Here is a 19290-nt window from a genome sequence, read left to right as displayed (position 1 = left end):
TTTTGGTGGCAGGCAAAGCAAATATAAGTCATGAGCGGGCGAAGGGTTTTCTCTTCGCTTTTTTCTAAGGCTAGCTTAAGCTTAGTAGTGAGGTGAGAAAAATGTCATTTTTAGAAGAACTTGACCAACGCTTAGCAAAGAAGGAGGAGCGGATGATTAAAATTCGCCGCCACCTTCATGAATACCCTGAGCTGTCCTTTAAGGAGAAGGAAACGAGTCAGTACATTGCGGATTTCTATGAAGACTTGGACTGTGAAGTGAAAACTCAGGTCGGCAATGGCTATGGGCTCACGGTTACCATTGATTCGGGCCGACCAGGGAAGACTTTGGCTTTGCGGGCTGATTTTGATGCCTTACCTCTTCAAGAAGAGGTGGATGTTCCCTTCAAATCGAAGCACGATGGGGTCATGCATGCCTGTGGCCATGATGGGCATACGGCTTATCTAATGATTTTGGCCGAGACTTTGATCGAATTGCGGGAGGAATGGTCCGGTAAGGTAGTCATTCTCCACCAAAACGCTGAGGAAGTGACACCGGGTGGAGCGAAGTCTATGATTGAAGATGGCGCACTGGCCGGAGTGGATGCGGTCATTGGCGCGCATGTGATGAGTAATATGCCGGTGGGCACGGTGAATTACTGTCCGGGCAACTGCCAGACGGGGCGTAGTAATTTTACGTTGAAAATTCATGGCTCCGGCGGCCATGCCTCCTCTCCCCACCAAGCCAAGGATGCGATTGTAGCCGGGGCTTACTTTGTGACCGAGGCGCAAAGTATTGTCAGCCGCGTGCTCAATCCCTTTGACGTGGGGACGGTGACGATTGGGAATTTTGACGGCCGAGGAGCAAATAATGCGATTAATGGCGAGGTGACCCTGGGCGGTGACGTGCGGACGATGGATGAAGATAGTCGTCAGAAAATTGAGGAAGCCATTCGCGCTCGGGTGCAGGGCTTAGAGGATAGTTTCGACGTGGAGTGTGATTTGGAGTATGATAATAATTATCCGGTTCTCCACAATGATGAAGAATTGCTCAATTTGGTCTTAGAGAGCTTGAAACAGCATGACTTCAAGGAATTAACCGCCGTCCAGCAAGTGGGTCCTCAACCTCCGTCCGAAGATTTTGCCTATTATGCTAAGGAACGCCCCGCCGTCTTCTTGTGGATTGGAGCCACCGATCCCGACCACTTGGACAAAGCCTACCCCCACCACCATCCCAAATTCTTCATGGACGAACGCGCCTTGCTTATCGCCGCTAAAACCGTAGGCCGAATCGTCGACCGATATCTTAATGATTAGTAAGGAAGTGAGGTTAGAAGAGCAGGCGGAAGCACTGGAAAACCAGGATACAAAGCCACCGCTTGCACCCGCTGAGTTGACCTGAGGGGAGACATTTTGGGAGAAAATGTCTACTCCTCAGGTAACGTAGGGGAAGCGACCGGCCTGAGCGCAACTCCAGGATACGAACCACCGACCGCCCCCACCGAGTTGACTCCTTTAGGGTGGTTCTGACCTTAGTCAGGTTCACCCTAAAGAGTAACGCAGGTGCAGGGGCAGGTGGTGAGTTCAACTCCAGGATACGAAGCCACCAAAGTCTCCACTGAGTTGACTTTTGCGAGTGGTTCTGGCTTTAGCCAGGTTCATTCGCAAAAGTAACGCAAGTGCAGAGACTGGTGGTGAGTTCAACTCAGGCTGTGAAGCCAGCTAACAAAAAACACCGTACACTGGAAGCAAAATGCGAAGAGACGGCGAAGCATGGTCTCTAGCTTTTTGGTGAAGTGCTAGGTGTTTTGCTGGCTAAGCGTAACTAAGGATACAAAGCCACCGCTTGCCCGAACTAGACTATGAGGAAGTGAAAGCGGAAAAGCAGGTAGAGCCACCGGCGAGCTTCCTCTGTTTTTCCTTTTATTTTCTGGTAGAATAGGGAAGATGAAGGGGGAGGATCTCGTAATGATACGATTAGTAGCGATCGATATGGATGAAACCTTACTACGGGCGGATAAGACCTTTGATACTGAGCGTTTTATTCGGGTGGTGAAGGAACTAAGCAATCAGGGCGTCGTCATTTGTATTGCTAGCGGGAATATGATCAGCCGCTTGGAGGCTTATTTACCCCATGAGGTACGTGATACTTTGTATTTGGCGGGTGAAAATGGGAACCTCACTGAAAAAGCCGGCGTGGAATTGGATGTTTGTGGCCTGACGGATGCGGATGTTTTAACGATTGCTAAGGCTTCTAGCCAGCGTTCTTGGGATCATTTGGTTTTAAGCACGGGTGAGCGAGTCTTCAGTACCAATCCCGAAGCCCTTGCTTCTGACTATGTCAATATTTTTTACCCGGATTTGGAGTATACCCCGAGCTATGAAGCAGTGCTGGCTGAATTCACACCTATTAAAATTGCCATTCATTCCGCTGATACCTTGGCTCATAATAAAATCTTCGCCCGAGAAGTTGCGGCCAAGCTCCCTGAGGTGGTGGGCTTAACTTCCGGCCCAGAGTGGATTGACTTCTACCCTAAAGCTGGTGGCAAAGATCGCGCCCTTCGTTTTCTCCAGGATAAATACCATATTAAACCCGCAGAGACAATTGCTTTTGGTGACAGCTTAAATGATTTACCGATGATGGCTTATGCCAAGTATTCGGTAGCCATGGCCAATGCGGATACGGATCTAAAAGCGCATTGTGTTTATGAAATTGGCAGCAATGAAGAACAAGCCGTCATCACTGTACTGGAAGACTATCTCAAAACTGGCCAGCTTGATTTTTTACCGGAGAGGAAGGGATAGCATGAATCGCTTCTTAGGGACCGCAATCTTTTTACTTTTGGGAATTAATTTTTTCCGCCAAGCGCTGGTTATTTTAGATATCCAAGTGACCGCATATCGGCCAAGGAAAAAGCGCTGGACGACTGGTTTAGCTTTACTGGGTCTTCTGCTGGGCTTTATTTTACCTTTGCCTTTTTTTGAACGTTTATTACTCTGGCAAGCCAGTATTCTCGTGAAGCTGTCAGCCTATACATCCGGCCTCGGCATAATTGCATTTTACAGCGACCAGACCGAGCGGCGTTTTGCTGTCTTAGTTGGACAAGGGCACCTCTATGAAGAAATTCGTTTGCTCCAGCTGCAAACTTTTGAAGAACCTTACTTGGAATTAACCCTGATGACGTCGCGTGCCACTGTGCGCCAAGTATACTTGAGTCGGGATCTTCCCGACATAAAAGCCTTTCTCCATGAGAAAGGCTTCGAATTGTAAGCGGGAGTTTTATCGCTTGTGTTTGAATTGAGCTGATTTGGGAAAAATTAGTTCTCGAAGAGAATCTGCTTCACTTCGTCTTCATCAAGCTCCATGGCTTCTGCGATCTTCTTATGATCTACACCTAATTTAGCAAAATTACGAACAGCTTTTTCCCGTTCTTGTTTGGCTTTTTCCCGCTCTTTATGCGTTTTTTCCTTTTGTTCCTGCAACATCTTCTGAGCTTTTTCGCGTTCGATACGAATAACTGTCTGCTTTTCTGCCAAAAAATTGATCTCGCGTTCTGTAATTTTCTCGGCCATGTCCTGCTCCCATCGATTAATTTTTTGAAAGAATCTGCTTCACTTCGTCTTCATCAAGCTCCATGGCTTCTGCGATCTTCTTATGATCTACACCTAATTTAGCAAAATTACGAACAGCTTTTTCCCGCTCTTGTTTGGCTTTTTCCCGTTCTTGTTTGGCTTTTTCCCGCTCTTTATGTGTTTTTTCCTTTTGTTCCTGCAACATCTTCTGAGCTTTTTCGCGTTCGATACGAATAACTGTCTGCTTTTCTGCCAAAAAATTGATCTCGCGTTCTGTAATTTTCTCGGCCATGTCCTGCTCCTCCTTCGTTAAATTTTCAAATTCACTTGCTAATTCTGCATCACGAATATACTGAGGGGCATCTTTATCTAGCGGTTCGCCTCGGAAAAAGTCCTGCCAGTGTTTGATATTTTTTTGCTTAAAATTGGCGTTCCTTAAACTAAAATAGGTGGCTTGGATATCACGCACACCGTAACTACTCAAGGCTCGGTTGGACATTTGGTCTTTTAACACAAAATGCCGAACAGCCGGTTCATGTTCCTCAAACAAATGAAAATTTAGTACATTAATCCCATAAGTTTTTTTCAAGTAACTGTAAGGCAATGTTTTTTCCCTACGGCGATATTGTTTTCCATAAGCACGAAAGAGGTAATACAAAGTGCGCTCGATGAAGTAATCGTGGTTCGATACCTGCATCTCAATGGTCACCAATTCGCCTTCGGTATTTTGTGCTAAAATATCTACTTCAGTCCGCCCTAATTTATTAATATCCAGTTTTCGAATGTCATAGGTTTCTCGAGTGGAAACGTTTGTAAAACTTTCTCCCAAGACATCCTGTACAAAACCTAACAAAATATGCTCATGCCCTGTCGACGTGAAGGTTTTCTTGAATAGAAGATCGTTCGTCGGCAAGATTTTCTCCATGCCTTTCCCCTCCTTCACTGTTATTATACCCGATTTGGGGGAGAAATTCACTTGGCAAGCTAGGGACAGCACCAGTGGAAATAAGCATCGCGCACTCTCTGATATCTGTGCCATGTCAAAAAAAGAAGATGCTTAGTAGCCGGAAGCTCTCCTCGATGTGATAACTAAACTTTGATGTTAATTGTCGCTGCATTGCTACTTTTTAATCCAGCTCAGCTCGACAAACGAGACGCTAATTCGAACAATGACTTGAGACCATGCTCTGCCGTTTCTGTGCATTTTGGAGTTGTGCTCGTCATCTGCCACGGGCTTGCGTTACGTCAAAGGAGTGAACCTTCCTAAAGGAAGAACCCCTCCTTTGCCCGTCAACTCACCACTCCCTCTCCTCGGTGCTCCCTTCCTTATTTTTATTGACGTTTTGTTATGATATGGCTATAATGGGTTTAAATGAATAGTTTGACAGTCAAAGTGTCAGCCTGCTTTTTTCTGGGAGTGGGGGCACTTTTTTATTTATTTTTAGGGAAAACATTGAAATGAAGGGGGAGGTTACGTGTTCACGAGTGATTTAGATACGATAGCGGCTATTTCGACGGCGCCTGGTGAGGGAGCGATTGGGATCGTACGCTTGTCAGGGGGCGAGGCTTTGGCGATTGGGGATCAGCTTTACCGGCAAGGCCAGAAGGTATTGAGTGAGCAGGCGAGCCATACAATTCATTATGGCCATGTGGTGGATCCGCAGTCCAAGCAGGTTTTAGATGAAGTGATGGTCAGTGTATTGAAAGGGCCGAAGACCTTCACGCGCGAAGATATGCTAGAAATCAACTGCCACGGTGGCATGGTAGCTTTAAAGCAGGTTTTGGATTTAGTTTTGCGTTCGGGAGCGCGCCTGGCGGAACCGGGTGAATTTACGAAAAGAGCCTTCTTAAACGGCCGGATTGATCTGACCCAGGCGGAGGCAGTGATGGATGTGATCCGCGCGAAGACGGACCAGTCCATGCAGCAGGCGTTAAAGCAATTGGATGGGCGGTTGACAACTTTGGTGCGTGGCTTGCGCCAGAAATTATTGGACACCCTAGCTCAGGTGGAAGTGAATGTGGATTATCCGGAGTATGATGGGGTGGAAGAGATGACCAGCCGCATACTCTGGGAACGCACGACCGCTGTCGAAGAAGAGTTGACCAAGCTGTTGGCCACGGCACAAACTGGTAAAATTCTGCGTGAAGGCTTGGATACGGCTATTGTGGGTCGGCCAAATGTCGGAAAGTCAAGTCTTTTGAATGCGTTACTGCGCGAAGATAAGGCCATCGTGACGGACATTGCTGGAACCACGCGCGATACGATTGAGGAGTACGTGAATGTGCGCGGCGTTCCTTTGAAACTGATTGATACGGCAGGTATTCGTGAGACTGCTGACACGGTGGAGCGTATCGGCGTGGAACGTTCCCGGCAAGCGATTGAGCAGGCGGATTTGGTCTTTCTCCTCTTGAACCAAAGTGAGCCTTTGACGCCTTTAGATCGGGAATTATTAGCTTTAACCGCCCACAAAGACCGGCTGATTCTCTTGAATAAAACAGATTTGGTAGCGGCTTTTACGCCCGCAGATTTAGCCAAAGAACTCCCCAAGGAGACCATTCTTCCCTTATCCATGAAGGATGGTTCGGGTTTGGAAAATTTGGAGGAAACACTCGCACAGCGTTTCTTCCAAGGCGACTTAGAGCAGCAGGAAGCGACCTATTTGACCAATTCTAGGCACGTAGCGCTCTTAGAAGAAGCTAGGGCGGCCTTAGTGGAGGTTAAGGAAGGCTTGGCTTTAGGTATGCCAGTGGACTTAGTGCAGATTGATTTGACGCGGGCTTGGGAAGTGCTCGGTAAAATAACCGGCGATAGTGCGCCTGATGAATTGATTAATGAGCTCTTCTCCCAATTCTGCCTCGGAAAATAGAAAGGTTGTGACTTGTGACTTACGTAGCGGGACAATATGATGTCATTGTGGTGGGGGCTGGCCATGCAGGCTGCGAGGCTGCTCTAGCGAGCGCTCGTTTGGGACAGAACACCCTGCTGATTACGATCAGTATTGAAATGCTGGCCTTTATGCCCTGCAATCCTTCCATCGGCGGTCCAGCCAAAGGGGTCGTCGTCCGGGAGATTGATGCCTTAGGCGGTGAGATGGGGCGAAATATCGATGAGACCTATATTCAAATGCGACTTTTAAATACGGGCAAAGGGCCAGCGGTGCGGGCTTTGCGGGCGCAGGCGGACAAGGAGGCCTATGCCCGTCGCATGCGTGATGTCATCGAAAATCAAGATAATTTAACTTTAAAGCAAGGTATTGTGGAAGATTTAATCGTAGAAGGGGGAGCCTGCCGGGGTGTGGTAACGCAAACCGGTGCCGAATACTTGAGCAAAGCCACGATTCTCACGGTCGGTACCGCTGCCCGCGGGGAAATTATTATTGGCGAGTTGAAGTATGCTTCAGGCCCCAATAACTCCAAGCCTGCAGAGGCCTTGACGAAGAATTTAGCTGACAAGTATGGCTTTGATATCGTACGCTTTAAGACGGGAACGCCGCCACGGCTAGATAAGCGGACGATTCATTATGAGGCGACCACCATCCAACCGGGTGATGAGAAGCCTGCACACTTTAGTTTTCTATCCCAAGATGAGGACTACTTGCCGGTTGAAGATCAAGTTCCTTGCTGGCTGACGTACACCAATCAGCGGACCCATGATATTATTCGCGCCAATTTAGAGCGGGCACCGATGTTTACTGGCCTCGTGGAAGGGGTGGGGGCGCGTTATTGCCCGAGTATTGAAGATAAGGTGGTGCGTTTTGCAGACAAGGACAAGCACCAGATTTTCCTTGAGCCCGAGGGTCGGCATAATCAGGAAATTTATGTTCAAGGTCTGTCCACTTCCATGCCCGAGGAAGTTCAGCTGGCCATGCTGCACTCGATTTCTGGCTTGGAGCAGGCGGAAATTATCCGGGACGGCTATGCCATTGAGTATGATGTGGTGGTGCCAAGCCAACTGAAGAAAACGCTAGAGACAAAAAGCGTGGCTGGCCTCTATACAGCTGGGCAAACGAATGGGACGAGTGGCTATGAGGAAGCGGCTGGTCAAGGCCTTGTCGCAGGTATTAATGCGGCTCTTCAATTACAGGGAGAGCCCCCCTTTATCCTGGGACGGGACGAAGCTTATATTGGGGTCATGATTGATGACTTGATCACCAAAGGCACGCTGGAACCCTATCGTTTGCTGACATCACGGGCGGAATACCGGCTATTACTACGCCATGATAATGCTCATCTGCGCCTAACCGAGCGGGGCCGGAAATTGGGATTGGTGACTGATGAACGCTATGCCCAATTTCAAGAAGAACGAGCGCAAATTGAGAGGGAGTTGAAACGCTTAAACAGTATTCGCTTGACGCCACACACGCCAGGACTTAAAGTATATCTCCAAGAGCATGGCAGTGCACCGTTGAAGGACGGCATTTTAGCTAGCGATCTCCTGAAACGACCAGAACTCAACTTAGCGGACATCTATACCTTCCTTCCACCCGCAGAAAGCCTCTCCCGGCCGGTTCAAGAGCAGGTGGAAATTCAAATTAAATATGCCGGTTATATTGAAAAAATGAAGAAAAATGTGCAGAAACTGCGCCGCTTAGAGGCCAAGCAAATTCCTGCTGACTTGGATTGGACAGACGTCAGGGGGCTGGCGACCGAGGCCTTGGAACGCCTCCAGGAAATTGGCCCCACGACCCTGGCCCAAGCCAGTCGTGTGCCGGGTGTTAATCCAGCGGATATTTCTATCCTCGCCGTTTACCTTGAGAGCCACTATGCCAAGCAAAAGGCCTAAATAGGCTATGAGAAGGAAGTGACCCCCAAATCGTTAGTGTTAGCCGCTAGCGTTTTGGGGGTTATTTCTATGGCTTAATTAACCTAGGCTGCCAATGGGAATACTGAAGTTGGCCACCGTTGAGGGGCGAGAAATATAAAAGGTTAAGGAAAAAGAGGATCAGCTTGGCTATAAAGGTAAGGCTCGTTTCGATTCAGCCTAGAGGTAGAATGCTCTTCATTGGACGAAGTGGAAGAAAAAATTGAGTGAGCAGCCTGAGCGCAATTTTCGCCTCCGCCTTTCTCAGGCTCTTGGCAAAAATAAACGAAAATTAATTTTTTATAAAAAAGATTAATAATGGTATAAAATAATTGACAGAAACGCGATAAAAGACTACAATTTATTATAATATAAAACCGTTTACATGGAAAGGAAGTTTAGTGATGAGAAGAAGAGCTGTTAAAAAACTAGCTGCCTTTGCTTTAGGCGCTTTGTTGTTAGTTAGTATGAGTCCTAAAGTTGTTGAAGGCGCCCGTCAAATCAGAAGTATTACTAATTTTTTGGTAACAAGGACAGGTCAGTTTACTCAAGCTGCATATAAAACCAACAATTCTAACACCATTATTAATTTACAACCTTCTACTCCTGGAAGACTTGTTAGGGTTTCCAACTACAATGCTACAAATGGTAAATATGTCGGTGGAACATCCCTAAATACAGCTACTAGACAGTCTTTCTCAGACAATTCTATTGCTGGTGGATATTACCATCTTAAGCTTGCTAGTGGTAATCCCTTAAGACCTAATTTTCGGGTCAATGGCTCTTGGAGTCCTGACCCTTATTAAGGGGAAGGTATTTTATGCAGGCTTATGTTAAAAAGCGCATCTTAAAAAATGGGTCGCTTTACACCTTGCTTTTCTTGGTCCCTTTTGTTCTTAGCTTGTTTTATATCGGTGATATACTGACCAAAAGTTTTGAAACCGTTATAAAATTTAAAACTTTGACTTACTCTGAGCAGGCTTTCTGGGCAACGGATTGGTCACAATTGACTAATTTTCATTATTATACGGCCTTTTTAGGCTTGTTTTTACCCCTCCTATCCATGGTAGGCTATGGTAATTTTAGGGAAGACCTGCTCACTTACTATCCTCTCAGCCGGTCGCGGCTGGGAGGGTCTTATCAGTGGCGAGTCCTAAAAACAATTGTTTTATCCGCAATCCTGATCAGTTTTACCTTAGCCCTAAGTCACTTCCTATTTTACTTTCTTGCTACTTCGATTAGTGCAGATCCGGGCGATATTTTGACTGAGGCTGGCGACTACCTCTTTCATTTTCTTCTACCTACCGATTATTTCCATGGCCGTCCCTTGATATTTTTTGCAGCAACTATATTTTTCATTGAATGGCCTATTTTGCTAGCCTATGAAATCTATTATGGCGTTTTGGTTTTGTATACCTATCCCTCTCGTTATACGTTTTATCTCCTACCGCTTTTCCTGACCGTCATAACCACTTTTTCCTTTATCATTTTGCCGGATACTCTGGCTGCCTATCTGAGTTTGGACGATGTTTTCCAAAATGTTTATGTGCCCATCGGAGCCAGTTGGAAATTCATGATTTTTCCTGCCTGTCTGGCCTTAGGCTTATGGTTGTGGTGGCATTATCATGATAAGGGGTGTCATAATGCAGCAGCTTAGAGTAAAGAATTTTGTCCAACAAGGCTTAGTCATTTTGCTTCTCTTGGCTTTAAGCTATGGCTACTTTAGCCAGTATCCGCCTTATTATTTTAGGGATTTCACTTATAATCAAGGTTGGCACTTCAATGCTTGGGATTTTGGGCAATTACTCCTTGGCTATTACCGGCCTACTTCTACAGAGCAATTTTCCTATTTAGAACTACGAAATTTAACCCAAATTTTCTTGCCGCTTCTCTTCCAACTCTTTGGTTTAATCTCTTGCTTGAGTTTTCTGCGTTTACCACGCTCTTATCAAACATTTGTGCGAACGCGAACGTCATCACGTTGGCAGTTGATGCGGTTAGAATTAAAACCCCTATGCTGGGCAGCATGGCGTTATGCGCTGACAACTGGCCTTAGCTTTGTGTTAGCGAGTTGGCCGGCTCGACAGATGGCTAGTACCTTTGACTACCAGAAGGGGTCGTTTGGCCTCGCCTGCCTGGGTTATTTTTCTCAATTAGCCCTCATGTTGTTGGCGGTTGCCCTATTTATTTTACTGATGATGTTTTCCCATCACTTACTGGCTGGCTTAAGCCTCAGCCTGCTTGGGCTGTTGGGCTTAAATCTTCTTGATCGGGCTTGGGTCAGTGTGAATGTGGTGCTTTTTGATGCGAAGCATTTTTTCCTTGATGGTCTGGCCTTCTGGCTAGTTTTGCTTTTATTCGAACTCTTCGTTTTCTACCATATGCCCCTGACCCAGGAGGAGTACAATGATTAATATTCAACAACTCACCTTAAATTTTAAACATGATCAAGTATTTTCAAATCTCAATGCCCAATTTGAACTCGGCCAATGCTACGGAATTATCGGCCACAACGGCTCGGGAAAATCGGTGCTCTTCAAAGCGCTCTGTGGTTTTTTGCCTTTTCAAGCGGGTCAAATTACGGTTGGCCAACAGGAAATCAAGGCTGGCCAATTTATTCAAGATGCAGGTGTGGTGATTGAAAATCCTAATTTTATTGGCAACTTATCGGGTTTTGAAAAATTTAGCTCTTCTGGCTGCCATACAGAATAAAATATCGGAAGCGGATATTTTAGCGACGCTAGAACGAGTCGGTCTCGCTGATGCCGGTCAAAAAAAATACAAGCATTATAGCCTCGGGATGAAGCAACGGCTGAGGATTGCCCAGGCGATCATGGAAAAGCCTACCTATTATATTCTTGATGAGATCTTCAATGGTTTGGATGAAGACGGTGTCCAAGAAATGTATGAGGTTATTGCTGAATTAAAGACGCCGAAGCATTTGCTGCTCATGACGTCACACGATCGCCAGGATATTGAGACACTGTGTGACCACGTTTTTCAAATTAAGAAAGGGGAACTCCATGAAGTGGTTTAAGCGAGGCCTGCTTTTTATGCTGATGTTAATGTTAGCAACGGGCTGCCAGATTAAAAATAAGATGGCTGGTTACCGCGAGGAAGCCGAAAAGCAAACCCAGCAAAAAGAACAGCAAGTAGGGAAGCAAAAGACTCAGGAAGAGCAAGCCATAGAAGAAGAATTAGCGGTCGCTAAGGAAGAAAATTCCTTTCCCCTTAAGATTGATGATTATATTGCTAATCTCCAGCAAGTGGAAGATATCACGGTGAAACAATGGGAGGAAGATGGCATTCTTAATGTCGATATTACCCATGGCGATCAGCCCTTGACAGAGCATATTGCCGCTAAGCCTCAAAGCAAAATGATTACTGCCTATAGCCTCCTTATTGAAGAAGCTTCCCAACTTGAGGAGCGCAGTCAGGCCACTTATTTTACCCTAGGTTTAAATATAGCCCAAAATTTTCTAATGGATGCGGATCTACTCGATAAAACCCTACAGCATACGGTGGATACCAGCTCATTAAGTCCCACTTATGCAGGCGAATTTAAAGTGAAGCCTGGACTAACCTTCGTTTTCACGCCCCAGGAACAGGATTGTACACTATTGACTGTCTATTACGAGCCTGCTTAATGTTTGACGTCTGCCAGTCAGCTAAGATCTCACGGTCTGTGGTGGGATTTTTTTAAATTGAATAGCTATAGAATAATTTTTATTTGGTGGGGCAAAGAGAGGGAATGGTAATTTTGGTCATATCAGATTGACATTTGGTTTTTTTATGCTACTATAATCAATAAAGCGATATCATTGGCTAACAACTTGCGGGAAAAATTACTGAGTATTTTGGAGGTCTAGTGATGAATAAAATATTAGCATCATTTTACAAAAAGCTAGATCATACCCCTAAAAAAACGGTGTTACTTACTTCTGAAAAGGCCTATAGTGTTCAAGATATTCACTATTTTTCGAATTATATCGCTAAGCGCATCATTGAAGATGGCAGCCAATATGTGCCTTTTTATTTGAAAAATGATACTTATGTTTTGCCCACAATATTAGCTATTTACAAAAGAGGTAAAATCCCAGTTCCCTTAAATACTTCATTGAGTTTCGAAGTAGCCCTAGAACAAATTTGTGATCTGAAATTTTCCTCCATAGTGACCGACGAAAAACAATATGATCGCCAAGCGTGTTTCCTAGAAACATTCGATACTGAAGAAAATGAGTTGACTGATCAAGCCACTCATCGTCACTCAGAAGTTGCCTATTTAATCATGACTTCAGGAACAACGGGTCGACCTAAGAAAATACAATTAACAGAAGATAATATCATAAGTATTTTGCTAGACTACTATAATCTCGTTGCTCTTGGATCCGGGTCCAAAATGATATTTGCGACACCACCAAGCTTTGATGTATCCATTAGTGAAATTTTTGCACCAATATTAACCGAAGCAGAGCTGCTTTGCTTTGATGAAATTTATGATTCCCATTCCATAAAAGCTAAAGCTTTACTCGAAAAACTTTCCGATGAACAGGTGACACATTTATTTGCTTCTCCTTCTTATTTACAATTGCTGCTAGATATTTCTTCACCTAAACACTGGAAGAGTTTACAGGCCATATCTGCGGCAGGAGAGTTATTTACCTATCACCTTAAAGAAACATTAAAAAAATATATTAAACCTTACACGAAGGTTTTTAATCTATACGGGCCTGCTGAAACCACTTTATTTGCGACAGCATACCAACTCACTTTTACTGAGAAGGAATTCGTTCCCATAGGATCTCCCTTAAAAGGGGTTAAAATTAAGGAAGTTTCTCGTAATGACCGAGAAAAGGAACTCTATATTGGCGGTGTTGGCCTTTCCAAAGGTTACACTGATAGGACTCTGACTCAAGAAGCTTATACGATGATTGACGGTAAACGCTTTTATAAGACGGGTGATTTTGTTTTTCATCAGCATGGAGAATTGATTTTTTCCCGGAGAAAAGATCAACAAGTTAAAATTAATGGGATCCGAATAGAGCCTTCAGGCATTGATCAAATGCTATTGGCTCAACCAGAGGTTAAAAATTGCCGAACGATTGTTGATCGTGGACGACTCTATGCGTTTATTCAATTATATTCCCGATCGGAGCAATCAGCGATTTTGGCTTATATTGATCAAAATATTCCTAAAAATTATGGTTTAAGAGTACGCTTTGTTAAGCAATTTATTTTGACCAGTAATCGTAAGCTCGATGTGCGAGCGATGGTGAAGAATACCGAAGACACGCTCAGGTCGAGTGAGAACTTAGAAGAATTATCTCGAACGATCGATCAGTTACTACAGTCTTTTGGTGCACAACAGCTTTCAGAGCTGGATTCTCTTGACTTATTACGTTTTTATTTGGCAGTGGAAGAAAAGTATTGCCTTTCTATTCCTAGTGAACGGTATGCAAACTTAAGAAATAAAGATGAATTACTTCGTTATCTTCAAGCTAAACCCAAGCAAACTTCAGTACGTTGGCATACTGAGGATAAAAAATGGCATCTTAAGAACATTCGACAGCTGATCAGTTTACCGCAGCAAAAAATTGGCTCCTACTTTCCTAGTCTTTATTTGCAAAAAAATTATCTTGATAAGAATTATCGAACTATTATGTTTCGAGATATCCATCTCACCGCAAAACAAATGGAAAGCTTGCCGAGTATATTTGATGAATTCCTTAGGCAACTAGATATATTTAGCTTGAGGCTTAACTGTGTACAAGGGGATATTTTGTTTGAGCAAGCAGAGTGTTTTCAAACTAAATTCTATTATTCGAAACAACTCCTACCGGCAAAGGCTGTTTCTAACATAATGAATGAGCAAATATTCAACCGCTTATCCTTTGTGAATATTGCTACCGATCAGCAAATTGCTCGACTCTATCTTTCACATATGATTATTGATGAATTTCGGATGAATCGTTTGCTGCATTTGCTTGCGGATAAGCTTCAAAATAAGGAGCTTGTTCTCCCAAGGTCTTCTTATTTATCTTATATTCAAACGATTCGCCAAAAATCTCACGCCTTCAATGCCTTGGAGCGCTGGCTGCCAGTGACCCCTTATCAGCTCACCTATCACTCTGCTAAACCAAGCTGGTATTTAAGAATATCAGGAGACCTGTTTCAGCAACAGAGTTCGCAATATTATTCCAATGTTGCCACTTTTTGTTATTTTAAATTATTAGCGAAGTATCATCATATTTCACAAGTTACCGGGACGATGATCGCCAATATTCCTCTAGATATTGAAACGGAAACATGCTGTACATTTGGGGATATGCATTCGACTTTTCTCTTCTCTTTAGATACGAGGGATGATTTTTCTGCCTTCGAAGAAAAAAATAACCGCATGATTCAATTATATGCCCAAGGGATTAGCTTAAGAGAGAAGATTTTTGAAAATTATCCGCATTTTAGAAAGCAAGATCAATGCCTAAAAGAGAGCTGGGAAGCCATGAATCTCTCCGTTAATTTTATTGGAGAAGTTGTTGATCCCTGGCAAAAGTTAAAACAGTTGAAAAAGGATCATTATAGTCAGAAATATTTGGTCGCTTTCCGCCATCAAAACCACTTATATGTGTATTTAGGAGGGAATATCTTTACAAAGGAACGAAATTTGGATTTAGAAAATTGGCAGGTAGAAGTCCTGCCCTTAGAAGGAGAACAGCTGCGATGCATATCATTATTTTAGGGGGCTATTCGAGCGCCCATCAAAAATTGAAGGAGCGCTTGGCTTGTCAGTTGACCTTGATCACAAAAACGAGTGCCCTGAAGGAAAAATATCGGCAGCGGTATGACCATATTTTGACCCTTAAAGAAGTCGATGAGGACTTGTGGGTGGCTTTGGGACTGGTGATGGGTCGGCAGTATCCAACCAAATGTGTAGTGACTTTTGATGATGACTACCACCGTATGGCCCAAGACATTGCCAAGGGCTTGGATATTCCCTATCTCTATGGAGAGAAGACCTTAGACTTGGTTACGAGTAAGCCCAAATTACGCCAATTTCTCTATGCAGCTGGCTATTCCCAGGTGGAAAGCCAGCGGGTACAAACTTTGGCTGATATTTCGACTTTCTTTGCGACAACTGGGGTTAAGCGCGCGATTGTGAAGCCGGTCCATGGCTCTGGAAGTCAGAATATTTATGAATTAACGTCGGCAAGTGATTTGAACTTTTTAAAAACTTTGCTCGCCCAGGACGCCTATATGATCGAAAGCTTCATCACTGGCCAGGAATACAGTGTGGAAAGCTATTCGGAAGCAGGTGAGCGTTATATTTATGGTATTACTGAGAAACATAAAAATGAACATTTTGTAGAAATCGGCCACGTGGTGCCTGCTCCCCTGGCTGCAAAAAAGGCTGCTCAAATTAAAGCTTATGTGAGTCAGGTGCTCACTCATTTGGGGGTGACGGATGGGCCGATGCATACCGAAGTGATGGTGACGCCGACAGGTTTGGAGCTGGTGGAAACGCAAGCACGTGTAGGGGGCGATATGATTAATGAGCTGCACAGTGAAGTTTTAGGTGTGGATCTCTTAGGGGACATTATGGAGGGGATGGTGACGAAGCAAAAAGCGGCGACCTTTAAGGCAATCACAGAAAAAACACCGCGATACTATGCGGCCATTGCGTTTGGCATGTCTGGTTCAGGGCGAGTTAAAACTATCGACGTGCCTAGTGATTTAAAGCGTCAGCCGGGGTACTTGGGCTACCGTATTTGGCGGCAGGAGCAGGAGATAGCCAATGAGGAAAATAGCTCGGTTGGTCGCATCAGTCAAGCCTGGGCTAAGGCCGAAACGCCCCAAGAAGCCTGGGAACGCGCACAAAAGCTACTTTCGGCCATTACGATTACTTATGAACCCATGACTTAATAATGAAGGAGGCATCATGATGACCAATTCTGCCCAAAAAAATTCCCTGCGCCTGATTATTGGGAATATTACCTCGCGCTTGGGGACTTCTGTTTTTAACTATGTGAATCAAATTACCATTACCAATCTTTTTCCCCAGCAGATGCGTTTCATGTCCTATTACCAGGCTTCGGAGACTGTTATTCAGGTCGCCTTTAACCTTTTGTCGGGGGTTTTGGCCGACCGCTTAAATCGCAAACGTCTGCTGATTTTAACGGATGTCTTGAGTGGCCTCGTGTGCTTGGTGGGGGTGCCCTTTCTTCACAGTAAGGAAGTTTTCCTCCTGATTATGGGGGCTAATATTGTTTTGAAGCTTTTAGCGACCTTTAATTCGCCGGTATATAGCGCCATGATTAAGGACAGTATCACGGAGGATGTCGTAGATACCCATTACAGTCGCTCCACGATGATGAAGGAATTATTTAATATTGTATCGCCAGCCATTGGTGTCTTGGTGATGCAGTGGGTAGGCTTGACCGGTGCTTATCTTTTTAACGCGCTGACGTTCTTTTTCTCGGCCTTCGTCGAAAGTCGTATTGAAATCCTCCATGCCCAAGAGAGTCGGGCGGTGAAGGATGTGGCGGATGTGTTAAAGGATATGAAAGCCGGCCTGTCCTATATTCGCCAGCAAAAGGAAATTTTCTTCCTATTAGTCATGTCTTGCTTAGTAAATTTTGTCCTAGCGGCTTATAACTTATTTACTCCCTACCTGAATGGCTACTATGAAGGCCAGACAGCGAATTTTTTTGGTGGCCTCCTGATTGCTTCCTCGATTGGCTCCATTGCTTTTTCTAGCTTGAAAAATATGCTGCAGAAGCGCATCAAAACCTTAAATCTCTATCAAGCCATGCTCGGTTGTGGGCTGAGTTTATTACTTTTCCCCCTGCTCGAGCAAGTGACCACGCTGCTTTGGTTGAAATACGTGCCTTTTGCCCTTTTTAGTGGGTTTTTGACTTTATATAATATTGAATTTTTCGTCAATGTTCAAAAACGAGTCGATCATGCCTATATTGGCCGGGTGATGAGTGTGATTTTTACGGTTGCTGTGCTCTTCATGCCACTAGGAAGTTTAGTATTTGGCTATATTCATGAACGTTATATGATGACGATGTTCACTGGTATGGGCCTAGCTATTATGGTGATTGCCCTCGGTGCCCAAATGATCGCCAAGAAATTAAAGCTTTAAGAAATAAAAGCAGGTGGGTGTCCTGCTTTTTTTGCTCGTGGAGAGGAAATAGTTTCATTTTTTCTGAATTTTGGTAAACTAAACTTATATTCTTTGTTGTTAAATTTTTATACGAAAGGAAGGTTGTGGTCGCATGTTTTTTTTGATGATGTATTTCCTCCAAAAACCGCTGAAGGACTATGTGCTTCATAAGTTGAGTCATTATCACCTCTTTTAGGGAGCTTGAGAGGATATTTCATACGAAAGAAGCGATCCTAGCGCCGATAAACGCGGGCTATTTCTTGCAAAGATAATGAAAGCCTTATCAAAACGTTAGAGAGTTAAAAGCCCTTGCACCGGATGGGGTGAACGGGTGAAAAAGTCGAATTGTTGGGAGGTAACTGATCCCTCAAGAATATCACCGAGAAGAAGTTTAGCCTCCTTCTTGGTGACGTCATTTTTTTAATCATGGGGTAGGGGGCGCAATTACCATGCATGGGGGCTGGCTAAGCTGAATGGACGAAATGCTTAATGAACCAAATGGTTTGCGGTTGGTAGAGAATATCGACGAGGAAGGCCCCCACAATGGGAACAATCATCATGGCCTTCACACTCATGCCGTATTTGTCATTGACGGCGGTGAGATTAACGAGGGCAGTCGGTGTCGCTCCCAGGCCATGGCCAAGGAGGCCAGCGCACATGACAGCAGCATCATAGTCCGCTCCTAAGAGGCGGAAGACGATAAAATAGCTGAAAAGGATGAGGAAAATCACTTGCATGGCGAGAATCACCAGCATGCCCCCGGCAAGTTCGGCTAATTCCCACAGTTTTAAGGTCATCATGGCCATGGACAGGTAGAGGCTGAGGGTGACGTTGCCAATGCCATCGACTAGGGTGAAGGAAAAAGGATAGACTTGTATTTTTTCATTAATATTACGAACGAGCACAGCCACAAACATGCAGCCCACGTAGGTTGGAAATTCCATCTGAATTAAGGCGCCAAAGCCCTTCGATAAGAGCGTACCTAAAGCTACTGCCACCAGGATGACAGTGATATTTTTTAGCACGTCTAAAGCGGAGAGGGGCTCGTGTTTGTCGGTGTTAATCTCCTTGAGATCCGTATTTTCGACCTGACCTTTTTGGGGTTTTAGCTGATGCTTGCGGATGAGGCGGGCAGCCGTGGGGCCACCAACCAAAACTGAGAAAATCAAGCCAAAAGTTGCGGCGGCTGCACCGACTAAGGGGCCTTGCGCATAACCCATATGCTGGAAAGTCTGCCCGTAAGAGAGGGCTGCCCCGTGACCGCCAATCATGCTAATGGCTGAGGATAAGAGGCCATAGGCAGGAGGTAGGCCAGTAAGTTTTGCTCCTAAGATGCCAATCGTATTTTCCAAAATGGAAACGAGGCCAGCAATCAGCCAGTAAATGATGAGCAGCTTGCCCCCTTGCTTGAGAATTTTTAAGCTAGCGCCCAGACCCACCGTTGTGAAAAAAATATTCATTAATAAGGTCTGTAAATCGGTATTGAACTCAAAATGAAAACTATGGGTGAAATGCCCCAAGCTGGTCAAGAGCATAAACAAAAAACCACCAATAACGGGCGCCGGAATGCAATACTTCTGCAACCAGGCACTTCTGTTCTTGAGGCCATAGCCCAGCATCAATAAAATACTGGCAAAGGCGAGAGTAAAGGTCATATCGAGGCCAAAAGTCAATTGGCCAGCAGTCGTCTGAATGGTCATGATTTTCTCCTCCTTTACTAAATTATACCGAAGGCTTTCCTTGGGTGTAAAATGATACATACTTCTTCCTGT

The 19290-nt window shown here is 44.7% G+C and carries 17 protein-coding genes; 14 read left to right on the top strand and 3 right to left on the bottom strand.

Annotation, left to right across the window (positions count from 1 at the left end; genetic code table 11):
- The first annotated feature begins 101 nt into the window (after positions 1-101).
- The 3 genes from WF803_RS04255 to WF803_RS04245 all read left to right on the top strand — a co-directional run bounded on the left by WF803_RS04255 (position 102) and on the right by WF803_RS04245 (position 3249).
- The gene (locus WF803_RS04255; RefSeq protein WP_489611870.1) at positions 102-1295 is read left to right on the top strand and encodes an amidohydrolase; all 1194 of its coding nucleotides are present in this window, start codon (positions 102-104) and stop codon (positions 1293-1295) included.
- A gap of 651 nt (positions 1296-1946) precedes the next feature.
- The gene (locus WF803_RS04250; protein ID WP_489611869.1) at positions 1947-2783 is read left to right on the top strand and encodes an HAD family hydrolase; all 837 of its coding nucleotides are present in this window, start codon (positions 1947-1949) and stop codon (positions 2781-2783) included.
- A 1-nt stretch (position 2784) separates the two neighbouring features.
- Positions 2785-3249: a hypothetical protein gene (locus tag WF803_RS04245; RefSeq protein ID WP_489611868.1), complete on the top strand. Its 465-nt coding sequence runs from the start codon at positions 2785-2787 to the stop codon at positions 3247-3249.
- Positions 3250-3296: 47 nt separating this feature from the next.
- On the opposite strand, the gene WF803_RS04240 is transcribed toward WF803_RS04245, so the two are convergent.
- Positions 3297-3551, bottom strand: a complete 255-nt coding sequence (locus WF803_RS04240) for a hypothetical protein (RefSeq protein ID WP_489611867.1) — start codon at positions 3549-3551, stop codon at positions 3297-3299.
- A gap of 16 nt (positions 3552-3567) precedes the next feature.
- Complete coding sequence (locus tag WF803_RS04235) at positions 3568-4476, bottom strand: Rpn family recombination-promoting nuclease/putative transposase (protein ID WP_489611866.1); 909 nt, start codon at positions 4474-4476, stop codon at positions 3568-3570.
- Positions 4477-5026: 550 nt separating this feature from the next.
- Here WF803_RS04235 and mnmE point away from each other — a divergent pair.
- The 11 genes from mnmE to WF803_RS04180 all read left to right on the top strand — a co-directional run bounded on the left by mnmE (position 5027) and on the right by WF803_RS04180 (position 17497).
- Positions 5027-6418, top strand: coding sequence for a tRNA uridine-5-carboxymethylaminomethyl(34) synthesis GTPase MnmE (gene mnmE, locus WF803_RS04230; RefSeq protein ID WP_489611865.1), 1392 nt, complete (start codon positions 5027-5029; stop codon positions 6416-6418).
- A 14-nt stretch (positions 6419-6432) separates the two neighbouring features.
- Entirely contained in the window at positions 6433-8334 is a 1902-nt protein-coding gene (gene mnmG, locus WF803_RS04225) for a tRNA uridine-5-carboxymethylaminomethyl(34) synthesis enzyme MnmG (protein ID WP_489611864.1), read from the top strand.
- Between the two features lie 422 nt (positions 8335-8756).
- Positions 8757-9158, top strand: a complete 402-nt coding sequence (locus tag WF803_RS04220; RefSeq protein ID WP_489611863.1) for a hypothetical protein — start codon at positions 8757-8759, stop codon at positions 9156-9158.
- Positions 9159-9172: 14 nt separating this feature from the next.
- Positions 9173-10009, top strand: a complete 837-nt coding sequence (locus WF803_RS04215; RefSeq protein WP_489611862.1) for a hypothetical protein — start codon at positions 9173-9175, stop codon at positions 10007-10009.
- Complete coding sequence (locus tag WF803_RS04210) at positions 9996-10766, top strand: hypothetical protein (RefSeq protein ID WP_489611861.1); 771 nt, start codon at positions 9996-9998, stop codon at positions 10764-10766. Before WF803_RS04215 ends, WF803_RS04210 begins: the two co-directional genes overlap by 14 nt.
- Positions 10759-11064, top strand: coding sequence for an ATP-binding cassette domain-containing protein (locus WF803_RS04205; RefSeq protein WP_489611860.1), 306 nt, complete (start codon positions 10759-10761; stop codon positions 11062-11064). The genes WF803_RS04210 and WF803_RS04205 overlap by 8 nt, the downstream gene beginning before the upstream one ends.
- Complete coding sequence (locus tag WF803_RS04200) at positions 10991-11389, top strand: ATP-binding cassette domain-containing protein (protein ID WP_489611859.1); 399 nt, start codon at positions 10991-10993, stop codon at positions 11387-11389. The genes WF803_RS04205 and WF803_RS04200 overlap by 74 nt, the downstream gene beginning before the upstream one ends.
- The gene (locus tag WF803_RS04195; RefSeq protein ID WP_489611858.1) at positions 11376-11999 is read left to right on the top strand and encodes a hypothetical protein; all 624 of its coding nucleotides are present in this window, start codon (positions 11376-11378) and stop codon (positions 11997-11999) included. The genes WF803_RS04200 and WF803_RS04195 overlap by 14 nt, the downstream gene beginning before the upstream one ends.
- A 224-nt stretch (positions 12000-12223) precedes the next feature.
- Positions 12224-15091 carry an AMP-binding protein gene (locus tag WF803_RS04190; RefSeq protein ID WP_489611857.1) on the top strand — a complete coding sequence of 956 codons (2868 nt, stop codon included), beginning with the start codon at positions 12224-12226 and terminating at the stop codon, positions 15089-15091.
- Positions 15073-16272, top strand: a complete 1200-nt coding sequence (locus WF803_RS04185; protein ID WP_489611856.1) for an ATP-grasp domain-containing protein — start codon at positions 15073-15075, stop codon at positions 16270-16272. Before WF803_RS04190 ends, WF803_RS04185 begins: the two co-directional genes overlap by 19 nt.
- 19 nt (positions 16273-16291) lie before the next feature.
- Entirely contained in the window at positions 16292-17497 is a 1206-nt protein-coding gene (locus WF803_RS04180; RefSeq protein ID WP_489611855.1) for an MFS transporter, read from the top strand.
- Between the two features lie 485 nt (positions 17498-17982).
- On the opposite strand, the gene gltS is transcribed toward WF803_RS04180, so the two are convergent.
- Entirely contained in the window at positions 17983-19218 is a 1236-nt protein-coding gene (gene gltS / locus WF803_RS04175) for a sodium/glutamate symporter (RefSeq protein WP_489611854.1), read from the bottom strand.
- Positions 19219-19290 lie beyond the last annotated feature (72 nt).

This window comes from Aerococcus sp. BD502, assembly GCF_057919555.1.
The sequence above is the reverse complement of the archived record's forward strand: the minus strand, read 5'-3'. Positions and strand labels throughout refer to the sequence as shown.